At 71.7% G+C, this 17,703-nt stretch carries 14 protein-coding genes; 6 read left to right on the top strand and 8 right to left on the bottom strand.

Annotated features, from left to right (window positions below):
* The coding region (locus DEJ09_RS16095; RefSeq protein ID WP_309146931.1) for an ABC transporter substrate-binding protein at window positions 1-1,361 on the top strand (1,361 nt) is incomplete at its 5' end.
* A gap of 122 nt (window positions 1,362-1,483) precedes the next feature.
* The gene (locus tag DEJ09_RS16090; protein ID WP_258373929.1) at window positions 1,484-2,692 is read left to right on the top strand and encodes a glycosyltransferase; all 1,209 of its coding nucleotides are present in this window, start codon (window positions 1,484-1,486) and stop codon (window positions 2,690-2,692) included.
* A 268-nt stretch (window positions 2,693-2,960) separates the two neighbouring features.
* Here DEJ09_RS16090 and DEJ09_RS16085 read toward each other — a convergent pair whose 3' ends face one another.
* Window positions 2,961-4,118: an alpha/beta hydrolase gene (locus DEJ09_RS16085; RefSeq protein WP_181433389.1), complete on the bottom strand. Its 1,158-nt coding sequence runs from the start codon at window positions 4,116-4,118 to the stop codon at window positions 2,961-2,963.
* Window positions 4,119-4,306: 188 nt separating this feature from the next.
* Here DEJ09_RS16085 and DEJ09_RS16080 point away from each other — a divergent pair, with 188 nt between their 5' ends.
* The gene (locus DEJ09_RS16080) at window positions 4,307-4,963 is read left to right on the top strand and encodes a TetR/AcrR family transcriptional regulator (RefSeq protein ID WP_111039631.1); all 657 of its coding nucleotides are present in this window, start codon (window positions 4,307-4,309) and stop codon (window positions 4,961-4,963) included.
* Window positions 4,964-5,008: 45 nt separating this feature from the next.
* Here the strand turns inward: DEJ09_RS16080 and DEJ09_RS16075 are convergent, their stop codons facing one another.
* Window positions 5,009-5,884, bottom strand: a complete 876-nt coding sequence (locus tag DEJ09_RS16075) for a hypothetical protein (RefSeq protein WP_146245749.1) — start codon at window positions 5,882-5,884, stop codon at window positions 5,009-5,011.
* Between the two features lie 101 nt (window positions 5,885-5,985).
* Between DEJ09_RS16075 and DEJ09_RS16070 the strand changes: the two genes are divergently transcribed.
* On the top strand, window positions 5,986-6,498 hold the full coding sequence (locus DEJ09_RS16070; RefSeq protein WP_146245748.1) for a hypothetical protein: 513 nt from the start codon (window positions 5,986-5,988) through the stop codon (window positions 6,496-6,498).
* Between the two features lie 26 nt (window positions 6,499-6,524).
* Here DEJ09_RS16070 and DEJ09_RS16065 read toward each other — a convergent pair whose 3' ends face one another.
* From DEJ09_RS16065 to DEJ09_RS16045, 5 genes are all read right to left on the bottom strand, one after another.
* On the bottom strand, window positions 6,525-7,865 hold the full coding sequence (locus tag DEJ09_RS16065; protein WP_111089214.1) for a cation:dicarboxylate symporter family transporter: 1,341 nt from the start codon (window positions 7,863-7,865) through the stop codon (window positions 6,525-6,527).
* A 140-nt stretch (window positions 7,866-8,005) separates the two neighbouring features.
* Entirely contained in the window at window positions 8,006-9,004 is a 999-nt protein-coding gene (locus DEJ09_RS16060) for an endonuclease/exonuclease/phosphatase family protein (RefSeq protein ID WP_146245747.1), read from the bottom strand.
* A gap of 222 nt (window positions 9,005-9,226) precedes the next feature.
* Window positions 9,227-9,907: a hypothetical protein gene (locus tag DEJ09_RS16055; protein WP_111089212.1), complete on the bottom strand. Its 681-nt coding sequence runs from the start codon at window positions 9,905-9,907 to the stop codon at window positions 9,227-9,229.
* Between the two features lie 46 nt (window positions 9,908-9,953).
* Window positions 9,954-11,198, bottom strand: coding sequence for a cytochrome P450 (locus tag DEJ09_RS16050; protein ID WP_111089211.1), 1,245 nt, complete (start codon window positions 11,196-11,198; stop codon window positions 9,954-9,956).
* Window positions 11,199-11,250: 52 nt separating this feature from the next.
* A complete protein-coding gene (locus DEJ09_RS16045; RefSeq protein WP_111089210.1) occupies window positions 11,251-12,750 on the bottom strand; it encodes an FAD-dependent oxidoreductase in 1,500 nt (499 codons plus the stop codon).
* Window positions 12,751-12,985: 235 nt separating this feature from the next.
* On the opposite strand from DEJ09_RS16045, the gene DEJ09_RS16040 reads away from it, so the two are divergent.
* Entirely contained in the window at window positions 12,986-14,314 is a 1,329-nt protein-coding gene (locus DEJ09_RS16040) for a nucleotide disphospho-sugar-binding domain-containing protein (protein WP_111089209.1), read from the top strand.
* An 83-nt stretch (window positions 14,315-14,397) separates the two neighbouring features.
* On the opposite strand, the gene DEJ09_RS16035 is transcribed toward DEJ09_RS16040, so the two are convergent.
* On the bottom strand, window positions 14,398-15,153 hold the full coding sequence (locus DEJ09_RS16035) for a GntR family transcriptional regulator (RefSeq protein WP_111089208.1): 756 nt from the start codon (window positions 15,151-15,153) through the stop codon (window positions 14,398-14,400).
* A gap of 238 nt (window positions 15,154-15,391) precedes the next feature.
* Here DEJ09_RS16035 and DEJ09_RS16030 point away from each other — a divergent pair, with 238 nt between their 5' ends.
* Window positions 15,392-17,563 carry a phosphocholine-specific phospholipase C gene (locus tag DEJ09_RS16030; protein WP_111089207.1) on the top strand — a complete coding sequence of 724 codons (2,172 nt, stop codon included), beginning with the start codon at window positions 15,392-15,394 and terminating at the stop codon, window positions 17,561-17,563.
* The last annotated feature ends 140 nt before the right edge of the window (window positions 17,564-17,703 follow it).

The following is a 17,703-nucleotide window of genomic DNA, read 5'->3' as shown; positions in this document are numbered from 1 at the left end:
GCCCCACACCCGAAGGACGCACCATGCCCGCACGTCGTTCCACCGCCCTCACCGCACTCGCCACCGGGGCCGTCGCGGTCCTCGCCCTGACCGGGTGCTCCACGTCGAGCTCCGCGTCGGACAGCTCCGGCCCCGTCACCGTCGACTTCTGGCACGCCATGTCCGGGCCGCCCGCGACCGAGCTCGACGCGCTCGTCGCCCGCTTCAACAAGGAGAACGACCAGCACATCACCGTGAAGTCGTCGTTCCAGGGCGACTACGCGGCCGTCCAGACGAAGTACACGGCGGCGGTGCAGTCCGGCTCGACGCCGGACCTGCTCATGATGAACGACGTGTCGACCGGCTTCATGATCGACTCCGGCCAGACGGTGTCCCCCGCGAAGATCAGCGGATCGACGTCGGGCACCGACACGATCGCCCCGGCCGCCGCCACGTACTACAGCGACGGCAAGTCACTCGCGGCGATGCCGTTCTCGGTCTCGATGCCCGTGCTCTACCTGAACAAGGCACTCGTCGCGAAGGCCGGCCTCGACGCCACGATGCCGCCGAAGACGCTGGCGCAGGTCGCGACCTGGGCCGAGAAGATCCACGCCGCGACCGGTGGCTACGGCATGAGCATGAACATGGGCGACTCGTGGATGCTCGAGGAGCTCAGCGCCTCGGGCGGCGAGCCCTTCTGCACGCCGGACAACGGCCGGAAGGGCAAGCCGGTCACCGGCGTTTCACTCACCTCGGACACCCAGGTGCAGTTCATGACCACGCTGCAGAAGCTCTACCAGGACGGCGCCGCCCTGAACCCCGGCACCGACTCGACCGTGCAGAACTCGGCGTTCTCGAGCAACAAGGTCGGGATGCTGCTGACCTCGTCCGGCGCCTACACGACGGTCGACCCGGACGGCTCGAAGTCGGTCGTCGCCCGGTTCCCCTCCACGTCGGCCTCCGACGACGCCGGCCAGGTCATCGGCGGCAACGCGCTGTGGATCTCCGGCAAGGGCCACTCGTCCGCCGAGCAGCAGGCGTCGTACACGTTCGCCAAGTGGCTCCAGACGCCGGACGTGCAGGCCGAGTGGGCGAAGGCGACCGGCTACGTCGCGATGAACACCGACGCCCAGGACACCACCGTCGGCAAGCGCTCCCTGTCCGACCCGAACATCGCCACGATGTACCAGCAGCTCGCCGACGACCCCACGAGCGTCGCCGCTGCTGGCTGCATCACCGGCGCGTTCCCGACGGTGCGCGCCACCGTCATCGGCGCCTTCAACCGGATCGTCGAGGGTGCTGACGTCAAGTCGACCATGACGGATGCGGAGCAGCAGGCCGGCAAGCAGATCGAGTCGTACAACGAGGCCGCCGGCAAGTGAGCACGGTCGGCGCGTGAGCGCCCCGCGAGGCTGACCAAGGGTTCATGGAGCACGACCGTCGTTCGCCATACGGTTGTCTGACAAAGCGGGCGGGCAGCCCGGGCGACGATCGGAGCCCTGTGGTGTCTGCTGCGAACGGCCGGCCCGGCTACGGGGATCCGGAACCCCTGCGCATCGTGTTCTCGTTCCCACGGGGGCGGGGACACCTCGCGCCGATGCTGCCGCTCGCCCGCGCGGCCAGCGCTGCCGGACACCGGACCGCACTGAGCGGCGCACGCGAGGCCGTCCTCGAACAGACCGGGTTCTCGCACCGGCAGCCGCGGGACGTGGAACTGCCGGCGAGCAGGCCGGGCACCGGCACCCTGACCCCGATCGACCCGAGCACGGTGCTCACCCGCGTCCCTCAGGTGTTCCTGGGGGACGCGGCCGCCGGGGCCGTCGTCGACGTCGGACGGCTGGTCACTCGGTGGACAGCCGACCTCGTGGTCTGCGGGGAGTTCGACTTCGGCGCGATGACCGCAGCCGAACGAGCCGGGGTGCCGTGCGTGGTGGTCCTGGCCTTCGCCTCCGCCGGTGGGACCTGGCGTGACGCGGTGCGAGAGCCGCTCGAGGCGCTCCGCCGACGCGCGGGACTCGGGCCCGACCCGCAGCAGCAGATGCTCGGCGGCGCGCTCACCGTCGTCCCGTTCCCGGCGTCGATGCGATCCGGGCAGGAGCTGCATGGTCCGGTGATCCGGATGCGCCCGGACACCTGGTCGTCACCCCCATCGGACGCCGCGGTGTGGTTGGCCGCCGGCGACGGACCCCGCGTTTACGTCACGCTCGGCACCGAGTTCAACACGAAGTCCGGCGACCTGTTCACCCGACTCATCGACGCCCTCGCCGCCCTGCCGGCACGGATCCTCGTGACGACCGGACCCTGGGTCGACCCGACGACCTTCCCGGTCCCGGCCGGGCTGGCGGCGATCCGGATCGAGCAGTACGTCCCGCAGGACTCGGTGCTCGGGCTCGTGGACCTCGTGGTGAGCCACGGCGGATCCGGATCGGTGACCGGGGCGCTCGCGCACGGCGTGCCCCTGCTGGTCCTGCCGCTCGGTGCGGACCAGTTGCCGAACGGCGGCTGCGTCGAGGCCCTGGGCGCCGGACTCGTCCTCGACGCAGCGACGGCGACCCCGGCGGACATCCGCACCACCGCGTCACGACTCCTGACCGAGCCGTCGTTCCGCGTCGCAGCGGATCGGGTCAGGACCGAGATCGCGACAGGTGAACCCCCGGCCGTCGTCCTCGCCGCCGTCGAACGAATGGTCGGCTGGACGCCCGTCCCGCGGTGAGGAGCGCAGGTCCCGCCACACCACGGCGGCGCGGCTGTCCGACGGTCAGCTCGTTGGTCAGCGAGGGTCTGTCGGTGCCTGCGGCGGTGGGCAAGTTCGGCGCGAGTTCCCAACCTGCATCGCTACCGCTGTCCGGCCGCGCATGACCCTCCTCCGCGGCCGTCGGTATGCCTGCGGCGCCGAGCTCATAGCTGAACAGCCGATGCAGGACCGCGAAGCGGCCATCGAGGCACCTCGCCGCTCACGTCTCGGATCGTCAGCAGGTTTCCTAGGGGGCAAGGTTGCGCTTCTCGAGCCAGTTCTCGGTGACGGTCATCTTGACCTGGCCGCCGATGCTGTCCTCTGTGGCGTCGAATCCGTGCCAAGCGAAGGGGACCTGCACGATCGTCGCGTCGGCGCCCGCTTGTTTCGCCTGTTTCATCACCTCGTCGTTGCCCTTGGCGGGGATGAAGTCATCTCTTTCGGGCTGCAGGACGAGAGTCGCCGGGATCGCGGCGCTGAGGTAGGTCGAGGGCGACACTGCTCGGACGTGGTCGGGGACATCAGCAGGTGCGCCACCGAGGAAGAACCGCGTGAACTCCTGCGGGTTGAAGCTCGGCAGGGGTGAGGCGCCCTGGTCGTACGTGTAGTCGATGTTGCTCACGGGATACCCGGCCACGACGGCGTCGGGAACGGGGACCTTGCCAGCTCCGGGGCACGTGGAGGGGGCGGCACCCGCGGCGGCGGACCAGCCGAGGAGCATGGCGAGGTGGCCGCCTGCGGAGTCACCCATGACGGTCAGCTTGCCGGTGTCAGCGCCGACGTCCTTCGCCAGCTTGTCCGTCCAGGTCAGGGCGCAGGCGACGTCGGCGGGGGCTTCGTCCCATGTTGCGTGCGTGGCGTCCGCGAGCCGGTAGTCGACGTTGACGACGTACCAGCCCCGATCGGCCCACCGCTGCGCGAGACTGTCGGACTCTTCCGCAGTACCGCCGTACCAGCCGCCGCCATGGATGTACATCATCACCGGCGCGCCCTTCGGGCCGCCCTTGGGTTCGTAGATGCGCGCTTGCTGGGCCTTGCCGCCAGCCGTGACGTAGGTCGTGATCTTGGTCGGGGTCACGGGCGTGTTCGTCAGCGCCAGAGTGCGGGCGAAGTTCACGGAACCGCCGTTCGCCGTCGCCGAATGCACCAGGGCTGCGGTGATGCCGGTCGAGGCGACCAGCGCCCCAAGGGCGAGAACAGAGGCGATGCCCCGGATCACGGGTCGTCGCCGTGCCCGCCAGAGGGGAACGCAGAGAAGAACAGCGATGACACTGACGAGCACCAGGTGTGGCGCGAAATAGCCCCAGGCCATCGAGCCGCCGAGCGTCACGATGTTGCTCGTCGCGGGAACGAGGTTCCCGGCAGCGAGGACGACAACAAGGCCCCCCAGGACGGCGCCGACCACGGCAGCGACGGTCCGCGCCCACCGGAAACGCGCCGGACGGTCTCTGCCAGTCCGCTCGTCCTGCGGAGGTAGGGACTGGGGTGACTGCTCGTTCGTGCTCATGGTGCCCTTCATGCAAGCCGACGTGGTGAATCGAGACTACGTCTAAACATCGACGCCGTCTAGCGTTTGGGCGTTACACTCGGCGTATGAGTTCCCCTGCAATCCCGCGCGGACGCCGCGAGATGTTGAAGGCCCGCTCACGACGCGCGATCCTCGACGCGGCCATCGCGTTGGTCGCCGAGCGGGGTGGCCCCGCCTTCACCGTCGAAGAACTCGCCGAGCGTGCTGACATGTCTCGGGCGACGGTGTTCAACTACTTCCCTTCGGTGTCAGACGTCTTGGTGACGGCGAGTGTCGAGCAGTTCGAGACTGCGTGGGCGACGTTCGACGAAGTGAGTGCGGCCGCGCCAGGGACCGACGGTTCTCGTGCCGCTGTCTTTGACGAGGTGTCTCGGTCATTGCGCGCCACGAGCATGCCCGACGTGATCGTGTCCGTCGGAGCAGTCGTCGGGCGAGGCGACGAAGCGTCACCCCGGCACGAAGCCCTGCTCCGACAGGTCATGGACCGAACCTCGCTGCACCTGGCCGAGCATCTCTCCACCCGCTACCCGAGTTGGAGCCGTCTCGAAGTCGATCTGCTCGTTGGATCGCTCATGAGCGGCGTCACGGTCGCCTCGAGCCACTGGCTCCTGAACGAGGGCGGGGACCTCAGCACAGAGTCCAGGGCCACCTGGACCCGGATGCTCGACAGCGCAATCGAGGGGTCACGAACCGGCTACGGCCAGAACAACCGACCCACCTGAGCTGTCGATCCACTGCGCCGGAGCGACGACCCGACGACTCTCGGGTCAGCGCACCAGGCAGATCGTGCGGAAGTCGACGTCCGGACCGGGCCGTGTGTACGACGAGGTGCTCTCGAGCCAGTCTGCGGTCGGCGCGATCTGGTCGGGCACCATGTCCTCTTCCGACCGCGCGTCGATGCCCTCGGACGCCCAGTACTCCCGGACTCCGTCCACGTCGCGGTTCGCACCCTCGATCAACGTGTGGTCCTCGGGCAGGAGTTCCTTGCCGTCGGCGTCCGTGTAGTTGTCCGGGTGGTACCAGTACCGCCACCGGACCCCCTGGTGCGCGTTCGACAGCTGGCACTCCTCGCTGTACGCGCCACCGGCTCGCTCACCATCGCGGTAGGCGGACTTCCGGTCGCCGCCGAGGATCCGAACCGTGCGGTCTCCGATCCGCTCGAGTGTGGCGCGGGCGTCGCCGTCGGCGAAGTGCCGCTCGGCGGCGGTCGTAGGCTGCGCCCACTGCCGGGCGTCGGCGACCATGCTCCGCACCTGCGACGTCAGGACCAGGCCGTTCCACGGTACGGCGATGACCAGCACGACGATCGCCGCGACCACGGCGGCCAGCGAGTGCCGCGGTTCGCGCCGCCGAGCCCGGACCTGCACGACGAGCACGACCACGGGGATCCCCACGGCGAGCACGGCGCCGATCACCAGCCGTGCCAACACGCCCCCGGCACCGAGCCGGTCGTCCATCGACCCGAAGTCGCGCGCCAGGTACGCCCCGATCTGGACCGCCCAGCTCACGACGAGCAGCACCGGCAGCACGAGCGCGATGGCGATCGCGTTCCCTCGCCCCGTCGTCGGGCCCGTCCCCTGGTCACGCCAGTCCTGCTGTTCCGTGCCCATGCCGGCCCCCGCCCCCGTGGTGTCGGGGACCATCCTGCCAGCAGAAGGCGCCCCGGGTCCGCGGGCGACGCCTTCGCCCCACCCCCCGAAGCGGTGGTGTCCCAGCGGCGCCTGTTGCTGCCAAGATGACCGACGTGACCACGACCACGCCTCGCGCCGATCCCGACGCCGCTGCCGACGGCTTCGAAGGCGGCTGGTTCCGCGTCGACGACGACCTGGAGCACCTGGACGACGTGGTGTGGCGACCCGCCACGGAAGCGGACGACACAGCGACCACCCCCGGCCCTGCCGCCGTCATCGTCGGTGGCGAGCCCCGCGAGCACGTCGGTTCGACGCTGCCGTTGGCGCAGCTGGCGGAGATCGACGTGGCACGTCAACGCACCGTGCGGAAGCTCTGGCTCAGCCCGATCACCATCGTGGTTTGTCTGCTCGTCTTCACCGCGCTCGAGGTCTCGGGTCTGCCGTGGCGGACGGACCTCGGCAGGCAGCTCCTGGTCGGACTCGGCACGGCTCTGCCGGTCGACGCGCTCTGCATCGCGATCTGGTGGCGGATCACGCGTGACCCCTCGGGCGCCGTCGTCCGCAAGATGGGCGGCCACCGGACCCGCCAGCAGTACGACCAGCAGCGCGCCGTCCTCGAACGCTGACCGCGCCGCGAGCGCGCCCCGACCCCTCAGCGAACCGGCGCCGACACCGCCGCTGCGGGCGATGGCTCCGACGACGGCCGCACCCCGCGCCCGGGCCGGAGCACCGCCTCCACCCGCTCACGGTCGAGCTCGCCCTGCCACCGCGCCACCACGAGCGTCGCGACGCAGTTGCCGAGCAGGTTGACGCTCACCCGCATCGCGTCCATGATCCGGTCGGCACCGAGCAGCAGCGCGACGCCCGCGACCGGGAACAGCCCGAGGCTCGTCGCCGTCGCGGACAGCGCCAGGAACGACGAGCCTGGCACTCCGGCCATGCCCTTTGACGTCAGCAGCAGCACCCCGAGTGCGGCCACCTGCTGCTCGAGCGTCAGCGGCACCCCGAACGCCTGGGTCAGGAACAGCAGCGAGATCGACAGGTAGATCGCCGCCCCGTCCAGGTTGAACGAGTACCCCGTCGGCACGACGAGCCCGGCGACGCTCCGTGAGACGCCGACCTCGGTGAGCCGGGTGATCATCCGCGGCAGCACGGCCTCGGTCGACGCGGTGCCCAGGGCCAGCCCGAACTCCGCGCGGGTGTGCCAGACGAACCGCCAGATCGGCACCCCGGACAGCAGCCGCCCGCCGACGAGCAGCGCCACGATGAACACGGCCGCTGCGCCGTAGCAGGCGGCGATCAGCAGCCCGTACGAACCCAGGGTGTCGATGCCGTACTGCCCCACGACGTACGCCATCGCGCCGAAGGCACCGAGCGGCGACAGACGCATCACCCAGCCCAGGATGCGGTAGACGACCTCGAGGCACAGGTCGAGGCCCCGCACGAGCGGCCGCGCACGGTCACTGCCGATCGCGGCGATCGCCGCGCCGACGAACACCGCGAAGACGAGCACCTGCAGGATGTCGTTCGTCGCGAACGCGTTCACGACGCTCGACGGGATGAGGTCGAGGATGAAGGTCCCCGCGTCCGGAGCCGTGCCGCCCGCGGTCTTCGCCGCCACGGCCGAGGCGTCGAGCGACGACGGGTCGATCCGCAAGCCGGCCCCGGGGCGCACGAGGTTGCCGACCAGCAAGCCGAACACGAGCGCACACGACGACGCGAGCAGGAAGTAGACCATCGCCTTGCCGGCGATCCGGCCCACGGACCGCAGGTCGCCGACGTGCACGATGCCCGTCACCACGACGATGAACACGAGCGGTGCGATCACCATCTCGATCAGCCGGATGAACCCCTGCCCCACCACGTTGAGCACCGGCGCGGCCGCGGGGAAGCAGACCCCGACGGCGATGCCGAGGGCCACCCCGATCGCGATCTGCACGAACAGCGAGTGGTACCAGCGAGCGGGAGCACGATCCGTGGTGGTGACGTCCATGCATCCACCCCACAGGGCGCGTGTTTCATCGACGTTGCGAGTCTGTTCCCACCTCCCGCACCGCACGCCCACCGAAACAGCGCCGCACGCCCACCGAAACTGGGCCGCTCGCCCACCGGAAACAGGGGCCGCCGTCCGGGTCAGCTGCCGCCGACGACCGTCAGGGTCGGCCGGTGCCGAGCGCCGGAGTCGTCCTGGCTCGTCAGCACACTCCACGACCGGACGACACCGGCCGACGGACCGACCAGGGTGTGGTCGATCGGCATCGCCAGCCGCGGATCGAGCCACGTCGGCCACGTGCCCAGACCCGCGGCATGCACGGTGGACGCGGCGTCGCGGCAGGACCCGAGACGCCCGTCATCGAAGCTGTCGACCGATCCGTTGAAGTCCCCCGACACGACCACGTCAGCGCCGCGGCCGCACTGTTCGCCGACCCACCGCAGATCGGTCCGCCAGCCCGCCAGGCCCCGCCCGATCGGTTGCGGAGCGTGCACGGCGACGATCGTGGGGATCGACGGCCCGGACACCGTCATCGTCTTCACCGGATCGATGCCGGGCGACATCGAGGCGCCGGACGCGCGGTCGGCCCCGACGAGCACCGCCACCTGCGTGCCGGCACCACCCATGAACACCCGCACCGGCCGACCGTGCTGCCCCATCGACCGCGCCACCGCGGTGGCGGCCCGTCGGTCCCCCGCGTCGGGGAGCACGACGACGTCCGCCCGTGCGGTCAGTGCCGCGCGGGCGATGCCCTGCGCACCGACGAGTCCTCCGTTGGTGTTCCACTCGAACACCCGGAGTGCACCCCGGGCACCGTCGACCGGCAGCACGTCCCACCCCCGCACGCCGAGCACCGCCGTGTTCGCCACGGCGACGACGAGCAGGACCACACCGAGCGACGCAGCGACCAGCCGCACGAGTCGCGTCCGTCGCAGGACGACGGCGACGAACACCAGGGCGAGACCGGCAGCGACCAGTCCCGCGGTCACGAGGGACCGGGCCGGCAGCACGGCGGCGAGCACCGGAGCCCGCCCGACACCGAGCCACGGAGCAGCGACGAAGACGGCACCGAGGACGGCGACCAGCATCACGATCACGACCACCACGGCGGTCCGGACGGCAGCACGACGACGAGGCACCCTCGGATCCTCGTGCACGGCAGCCTGCAGCCGCCGGTGAACGGCGACCTCGCGCTGAGGATCCTGCTGGATCCCAGCACCCGCCGCACCCTCCGCGGCGTGGGGCACCAGCCCACGCCGTGGGGCGTCACTACACCGGACCGGAGGCCCGGTGCCAGCTGGCACCGAGCCTCCAGTCCGTCACCCGCGCACGTCGCGGGCCGCACGCGCGACCGCGGGCAGCTAGCTGCCGTTCGCCTCGACCACTCGCCACACGAGCATGCCGACCGTCACGAGGGTGCCGAGCACCGAGACGATCGCCGCGACGACACCGAGTCGGCGTCCGCGACCGGGCCGCACGATCGCGACCACCGCGAGGATCGACGCGACGAACTGGAACGGCCACCCGAGCACGAACACCGACGGCCAGCAGCTGCTGTACAGCCCGGTCAACGCGAGGAACAGCGCGAGCAGGGCGATCCCGAGCCGGTTCGCCCCGGCGGTCTCGGCGGTCCCGCCGTGCGAGTCCTCGTCGAGTGGGCCGCCCGGGTACGGGTTGTCGGGGCGGAGCGCCTGCAGCGCCCGGATCCGTTCAGCGTCGAGCCCACCGTCGCGGGCACGGGCCGCATCGGCCAGCGCGAGGGCGTCGTTGCCGTGCCCCGCAGCCTCGTGCTGGGCGATGGCCCACGCGAAGAGCGCACGCTGTCGGGGGTCCGAACGGGTCGCGGCATCGACCGCCCAACCGAGCGTCGTGAGGAAGAGCAGGCCCCCGAACGCGAGCAGGACCGCTCGCCCCGGCTCGTCGGGGTCCACCCGGAAGAGCACCACGCTGCACACCACCATGCCGACGCCGAACAGGGCCGTCGCCCCGATCTGGCCGCGCCAGTAGCCGTTGCCCGAACTCGCCCCCGCGGGTGTGGTCATGCTGCGACCCTAGTGCCCGGGCTCCGCGACGCCGACACGGCTTCGGTCAGGCGGCGGGTCGGACTCCGTCGAAGGTGACACGGAGCTCACTCGGACCCCGGAGGAGCGCGTTGCGGCGGTACGGCGGCGGGTCGAGCACCAGCCTGGGGTTGACGAGCCGCCGGAATAGGGTGGCGAGGGCGATCTGGGTCTCCAACCGGGCCAGTGGGGCGCCGAAGCACGCGTGGATCCCGGCGCCGAAGCTCAGGTGGTCGTTGGCCGCGCGGTGCGGGTCGAACCGGTCCGGTTCGGGGAAGTGCCGGGGGTCGCGGTTCGCTGCCGCCCAGGCGATCCAGACGGGTGCGCCCTCGGGGATGGTGACGCCTGCGACGGTGACGTCGGCGAGGGCGATGTACTTCGGGGTCACCTGCGCCGGCGGTTCGACTCGGATGAGCTCCTCGAACACCTGCGCGATGGTGTGCGGGTTGTCGCGGATCAGCTCGATGGTGTCGGGGTGGCGCAGCATGGTGAGGGTGCCGTTGGCGATCATGTTGACGGTGGTCTCGTGCCCGCCGACGAGCAGCATGATGGACGTGTTGAGCACCTCCGTCTGCGACATCGGCCCGTCGGGGCCGTGGTCGTTGACGAGTCCGGAGAGCAGGTCGCCCTGCGGTGTGCCGCGCCGCGACTCGGCGAGTGCGCCGAGGTACGCAGCCAGTTCACGGCTGGCCTCGTCTGCTTCGCGCCGCTTGACGGCGGCGTCGGCGTCGTCCGTGGCCTCCGGCGGCGCGATGATGGCTGAACTCCAGGCGTGGAAGCGGGGCTCGTCCTCCGGGGGGACGCCGAGCACGTCGCAGATCATCGCGACCGGCAGCGGGTACGCGAACGACTCCACGACGTCGATCTCGGTGCGTCCGGCGAACCCGTCGATGAGGTCGTTCGTGATGGCATCGATGTCCTGTCGGAGCCCGTCGATGTAGTCGGCGGCGTGCGGCGGTCCGAAGTGGCGCATCGTCTGCCGGCGCAGGCGGTCGTGCACGGGCGGGTCCGTCATGACGAACGCCGACGTCAGCGCGGGTTCGCCCGGATCGGCACCCTCGGCGCGGTGCTTCGCCATGGGGTCGGAGCTGATCCGCGGGTCGTGCATGAGCTGCACGACCTCGTCGTACCCGGTGACGAGGAACGCGCCGTTGTCCAGCTGCTGCACCGGGTGGGTGCGCAGCTGCGCGTAGAGGGGGTTGGGGTCGTGCCGGTTGTCCTGCTCGAGCAACGTGTCCCACGTCGTCGACGCGGTGTGCGGGTTGTTCGTCATCGTGTTCTGCTCCTGTCGTCTGGCTCTGATCGGTGGTGGTGGGAGCGGTCCGCTAGCGTGCTGCGGCCACTCCGGGATCCCGTGACGGGTCGACGGTCGGGTCCTCGAGCGGGAAGGACGCACCAGCGGCGATCTGCGCGCGGTAGTACGGCAGCCACTTCGCCTGGTTGACGGCGACGGCGGCCACCAGGCGTCCGTCCCTGCCGAACGTGACGACACCGGATCGCTCGTCGAGGGACCCCTGGGCGACCTGCGCGGAGTCCGCGACGGACGGCTCTCCGACGGCCTTGAGGACGTTGCCGAACTGCATCGTCCAGAAGACCGCGGTGCTCTCGTGCGGCACGTGGCTGTCGTGCACGAGGTTCCGCGCTGCGACGTCGGCCTGGCTGACCGCGGCACCCCAGTGCTCGCTCGTCCAGGGGCCGGGGCCCGCCGAAGGGTTCGGGTGCCGCGCGATGTCGCCGGCGACGAAGACGTCGTCCATCGGTTGCCCGTCGGTGTCGAGCGCCCGTTGCGCGACGTCGCACAGCACTCCACCGGCGTCCTGTGCGACCCCGGACCCGGTGAGCCACTCGCTGTTGGGAACGGCCCCGACCGCGACGACCGCCAGGTCGACGTCGACGGTGGAACCGTCGGTGAGTCGAGCACCGCAGAGCCGTCCGCTGTCGTCGTCGAGCAACGACACCACGCCGGTGCCGGTCCGGAGGTCCACACCGTGTTCGCGCTGGACATCCGCCATCATCCGTCCGATCGCGGTCCCGAAGACCTTCGCAATCGGAGCCGGCCCGCGATCGACGACGGTGACGGGGATGCCGAGCGTGCTGCACGACGACGCGATCTCGCCGCCGGTGAACCCGCCGCCGATCACCAGCACTCGACGAGGCCGGTCCTCCAACCGGGTGCGGATCCGTGCGGCGTCGTCTGCCGTCCGCAGCACGAAGACGCCGTCCAGGGCGGCCTCGGACTCGACCGGCCACGGCCGGGAGCGACGTCCGGTGGCGATCAGCAACCGGGTGTACCGGATGCGTTCCCCACCGTCGAGGACGACCTCCCGGCCGGACGTGTCCAGCGAGACCGCTGCGTGGCCCAGGCGCCAGTCGACGTCCAGGTCGTCCGCGTGCGGGAGGGTCGTCGTGGTGGTGCCGACGACGCCGGTGAGCGCCTGTTTCGACAGCGGCGGTCGGTCGTAGGGCCGGTGCGGCTCGTCCCCGACGATCGTGAGCTGGCCGGTGAACCCCGCTGCGCGCACCGTCTCTGCGGCACGGAGGCCGGCAAGCGATGCGCCGACGATGACGACCGCGTCGCTCGACGTCAACGGCGCGGCACCGCGCACGGCGGGGTCGGCGTGCCGGACCGGGAGGCGCGTTCCCCCGACGCGTATCGCCTGCACCGGGCACGCCGCCGCGGACTCCAGGACGCGAGAGCGTTCCTCGTCGCTCGGGTTCGGGTTGTAGACCAACGCTTCCTCCCCTTCGAACCGGAACACGCCGGGTGCGAGGAAGCAGCACTGGGCGTAGCTCTGGCACTTCGTCATGTCGACTGCGATGTCCATGGAGTCCTCTCGTCGGGGTGTGGTGGTCCTCAGCGTGCGCCGATCCGGAGGGCGAGCGGTACTGCAGCGGGAGCGCCCCGACTACTGCGGACGCAGTACGTCAGCCAGGCGCCGACGTGTGTGCCGTGGCGTGCTCGAGGACTCTCACCCATTCCCAGTCCGTGCCGCGCCACGCGCCTGCTCGCCGCGCCTACGCTCCGAACGTCCGGCCATCCCTCCGACGGAAGCGGCCCCCGTGTCCTCGTACCTGCTCTGCGCCCCGCCCGTCTACGGCCACCTCGCGCCCCTCGTCGACGTGGGGCGCGACCTCGCCGAACGCGGCCACGAGATCACCGTGCTGACGGGGTCCAAGTACCGCGAGCTCGTCGTCGGCGCCGGGCTCCGGTTCGTGGGGCTCCCGGCCGATGTCGACTTCGACGACGCCGACCTGCAGGACCGGCTCGCCGACGCCACTGCTGCACGCGGGATCGCAGTCGTCCGCGAGGGCATCATCGCGATGTTCGTCCGGCCGATCCCCTCCCAGTACCGCGCGCTGACCGCCCTGCAGGCAACGAGCCGGTTCGACGCGGTGCTCGGCGAGGCGACGTTCACCGGGCTCGCCCCGTACCTCGCGCTGCCGCGGGGCGACCGCCTGCCCGTGCTCGGGATCGCGACCACCCCGGTGACGCTCACCAGCGTCGACGCCGCCCCCTTCGGCACCGCGCTCGCGCCGGGTCGCGGGCCACTGGCTCGGGTGCGCAACCGACTGCTCACGGCGGCGATCCACCCCGTGCTCACCCGGCCGCTGCGTCGAGCGGTGGACGCCGTGCTCGCCGAGGTGGGGGCACCACCGTCGCAGACCGGGACGTTCGACTTCGCCTACCGCTGCTTCGACACCCTGTTCCAGCTGAGCGTCGCGGAGCTCGAGTACCCCCGCCGCGAGCTCCCCGACTCGGTCCGGTTCGTCGGTCCGGTCGTGGCCCGCGCGGCACCGACGCCCGCGGCCGACCTGCCCGCGTGGTGGGGCGACCTGGACACCAACACTCCGGTGGTGCTCGTGACCCAGGGCACGATCGACACCGTCGACCTCGGCCGGCTCATCGCGCCGACGCTCCGCGCGCTGGCGGACGAGGACGTCCTCGTCGTCGCGACCACCGGTGGCCGCCCCGTCGACCAGGTCGACCGCGCGCTCGGCACGGCACTGCCCGCCAACGCCCGGGTGGCGACCTTCCTGCCCTACGACCAGCTGCTGCCGCGGTGCAGCGTCGTCGTCACGAACGGCGGGTTCGGCGGCGTGCAGCGTGCCCTCGCACACGGCGTGCCGCTCGTGGTCGCCGGGTCGACCGAGGACAAGCCGGAGGTCGCCACCCGGGTCGCGTGGGCCGGGTGCGGACGGAACCTGCGCTCCGGGACGCCACGGCCGGCGGCGATCCGCCGGGCGGTCCGCGAGGTCCTGGCGACGCCGACCCACCGCGCCCGCAGCCGGCAGGTCGCGGCGTCGATCGCGGCCCTGCCGGACCCCGTCGACGTCATCGAAGCAGGGTTGGCGGCGGCCGCCGCCGCGGACGGCGCACAGCGACGCTGACCCGCCTGCCGGCCCACGTCGTGGGGTCGCGTGGAGACGGACGGGAGGCCCGGTGCCAGCTGGCACCGGGCCTCCCGTCCGGCTCATCCCGCGTCGTCGTGCCCGGTGCCGGTCCGCGGTGCCGGTGCCGTTGCGGACGCCGTCCGGATCCGGAGCGGCACCGTCCCGGCGACGTACCGGTCGTCGCCCGCCTCGAGCGAGCGGCCGTCCTCGGCGGTGCTGGACCGGCGCACCTGCAGGAGGGCCGCGCCGGGCCGGACCCCGAGGAGCGCGGCGTCGGCGTCGTCGGCCAGCAGCGCGTCCACGGTGGTGACGGCGGCACCGACCCGGATGCCGAACCGGTCCTCCAGGGTCGCCGACACCGACGTCTGCCCGCCCGGGATCATCCGGATGACGGCGGCGACCCACGGCGCGTAGGCGGTGCGCTCGAGCATGACGTCCACACCGTCGAGGGAGCGCACCCGCACGACGTGCAGGACGGGCTCGTCGTGCGCGGCGCGGAACAGGCGCCGCTCGCGCACGGTGGCCGGTCGTTCCTCGACCGCCACGACCCGCCCGCCGGGCTCGTGCCCCCTGGCCCTGGCCAGCTGACCGAAGGACTCGAGTGCGCCGGCTTCGTGGCCGAGCGTCGTGGTGCGCACGCGCCAGCGGGAGCCGGCACGTGCCGTCAGGACCTGCCGGTCGCGGAGCAGCTCGAGCGCGTTCCGCACGGTGCCGCGCGCGACGGCGTAGTCGGCCGCCAGGTCGTGCTCGGCCGGCAGGACACCCGTGGCGTCGAACTCACCGCGGAGCACCCGGTCGGCGAGGTCCTCGGCGATGTCCCGGAACAGTGGTCGCACCCGGTGATCCTCCCCCGCTGCGGCCGAGCTGTCCAGGTGCGTCGGGGTCTCCGCGGAATCGACACCGGAACCACAGGGCCCAGCCGCGGCGCACCTGGACAGGTCGATCCTGACTCCACCGGACGCGTTCACCCCGCCGCCACGGCCGGGCAAGGCACGGTTCAGCGCACCTCGTTGTCATGCTGACGGGCGCTCCTCCCCCGCAGCGCCCGCACTCCCACGACCTGGAAGGCCCGCGATGAGCACGAGGAAGCCCGAACACGGCGCACCCGACGTCAGCCTGGACGCCGCACCACCGCTGACCCCGGACGCGGCGTACACCGCAGCGGTCCGCCCCGGCCTGAGCCGCCGGACGGTCCTGGTCGGCGGCGCAGCAGCGATCATGGCCGGCGTCGCCGCAGGGTCGGCGTTCGGACCGGGCGCGGCCGACCGCGCCAGCGCCGCGACCGCTCGTGCCGTCCCCACCGGCACGATCGCCGATGTCGAGCACGTCGTCGTGCTCATGCAGGAGAACCGGTCCTTCGACCACTACTACGGCACGATGCCCGGGGTCCGCGGGTTCTCGGACAAGCAGGCGCTCGAGCTGCCGACCGGACACGACGTCTTCCACCAGCCGGCGGCGGCCCGCACCGACGGAGGCGCGATGCTGCCGTTCCGGCTCGACACCACCCGGTTCAACGCGCAGAACGCCGACGGCCTCGACCACTCCTGGGGCGGTGGGCACACCGCGTGGAACGGCGGGGCCTGGAACCGGTGGGTCGACGCGAAGAGCGCCCAGACGATGGGCTACTTCACGAGCGAGGACATCCCGTACCAGCGCGCACTCGCCGGAGCGTTCACGGTCTGTGACGACTACCACTGCTCGCTCAACGGTCCGACCACGCCGAACCGCCTGTACCAGTGGTCCGGCACCATCGACCCCCGCGGCACCCAGGGCGGACCGGCGACCGACAACCCGGCGGACTACGAACCGGTGTTCGCCTGGACCACCTACGCCGAACGACTGCAGGCGGCCGGGGTCACCTGGAAGACCTACGCCAACGACGAGGTCGGCGACAGCTCCGCCGACCCGTACGTCGGCGACTACGGCGACAACCCGCTCTGGCTGTTCGAGCAGTACCACCGCGCGCTCGCGTCCTCCGACCCCGCCCAGCAGGAGCTCGCCGCGCGTGCCGGGCTGCACGACGGGTGGAAGCCGAACTCGGGCAAGGGCCTCGACGTCACCCACCTGCTCAGCCAGTTCGGGCAGGACTGCGCGACCAACAGCCTGCCGACCGTGTCGTACGTCGTCGCCCCCTACGGCTGGAGCGAGCACCCGGCCGCCAGCCCGGACTACGGCGCCCACTACACGAACGCCGTCGTGCAGGCGCTCTTCAGCAACCCGGACACCTGGGCCTCGACCGTCCTGCTCGTCAACTACGACGAGAACGACGGGTACTTCGACCACGTCGTCCCCCCGTTCGCCGAACCCGGCACCCCCGACGAGTACGTCGACGGACTGCCCATCGGCATGGGTGCCCGCGTGCCGATGACCGTGGTGTCCCCGTGGAGCCGTGGCGGGTGGGTCAACTCGCAGGTGGCGGACCACACCTCCGTGATCCAGTTCCTCGAGCACGTCACGGGCGTCCGCGAGCCGAACATCTCCGACTGGCGGCGGACCGTCTCCGGGGACCTGACGAGCTGCTTCGACTTCAGCGCCCCCGACGCGAGCATCCCCGGCGCCGACGTGGTCCCCGGCATCGAGCAGACCCGCGCGCTGGTCGCGGCCGCCGACGCCGACCAGGCGAAGCCGCCCATCGAGGAACCGGCGATCGGTGCGCAGACCGTGCCCGTCCAGGAGCCCGGCACCGTCCGCCGTCGGAGCCTGCCCTACCGACAGCACGCGGACGCGACCGTCGACCACCGGACCGGTCGGGTCACCGTGACGCTCGCGAACGACGGTCGCCAGGGGGTCAACTTCCTGGTGTACCCGAACACCGCGATGCCGTTCGCCGCCCACCCGAAGACCGTCCCGGTGGGCGCCACCGCCGACTGGGCATGGGACACCACGACGACCGCCGGCGCCTACGACGTGAGCGTCTACGGACCCGACCGGTTCCTCCGGCGCTTCGCCGGCACCGTCGAGGTCGGTGGTCCGGCGACCGGCGGTATCCCGCACGTCTCGGTCGTCCGGGACACCCGCGGTCGGCGCACCCTGCAGCTCCTGCTCGAGAACACCGGCCGGGCCGAGCTCCGCTTCGTGCTCGTGGCCAACGACTTCGTGGAGCACCGCGAGACCGCGCACGTCCGCGGTTCCGGTCACAAGACGATGCACTGGCCGCTCGACGAGTGGGGGTACTACGACGTGGTCGTCACCGCCGACGGTGTGCCCGGGTTCCGGTACCGCTTCGCCGGGCGCGCGGAGCGCTGAGGCGGGCCGACCCGCGTGGGTCGGCAGGGGCGGTCAGGCCGCGTCCACGACGGACGGGAGGCCCGGTGCCAGCTGGCACCGGGCCTCCCGTCGGTCTCGTGACCGTCTCACGTCCGTCCCGCGTGCCGTCTCGCTTGCCG

The sequence above is a fragment of the Curtobacterium sp. MCLR17_055 genome (genome assembly GCF_003234305.1).
Lineage (GTDB): Bacteria > Actinomycetota > Actinomycetes > Actinomycetales > Microbacteriaceae > Curtobacterium > Curtobacterium flaccumfaciens.
The sequence above is the reverse complement of the archived record's forward strand: the minus strand, read 5'-3'. Positions and strand labels throughout refer to the sequence as shown.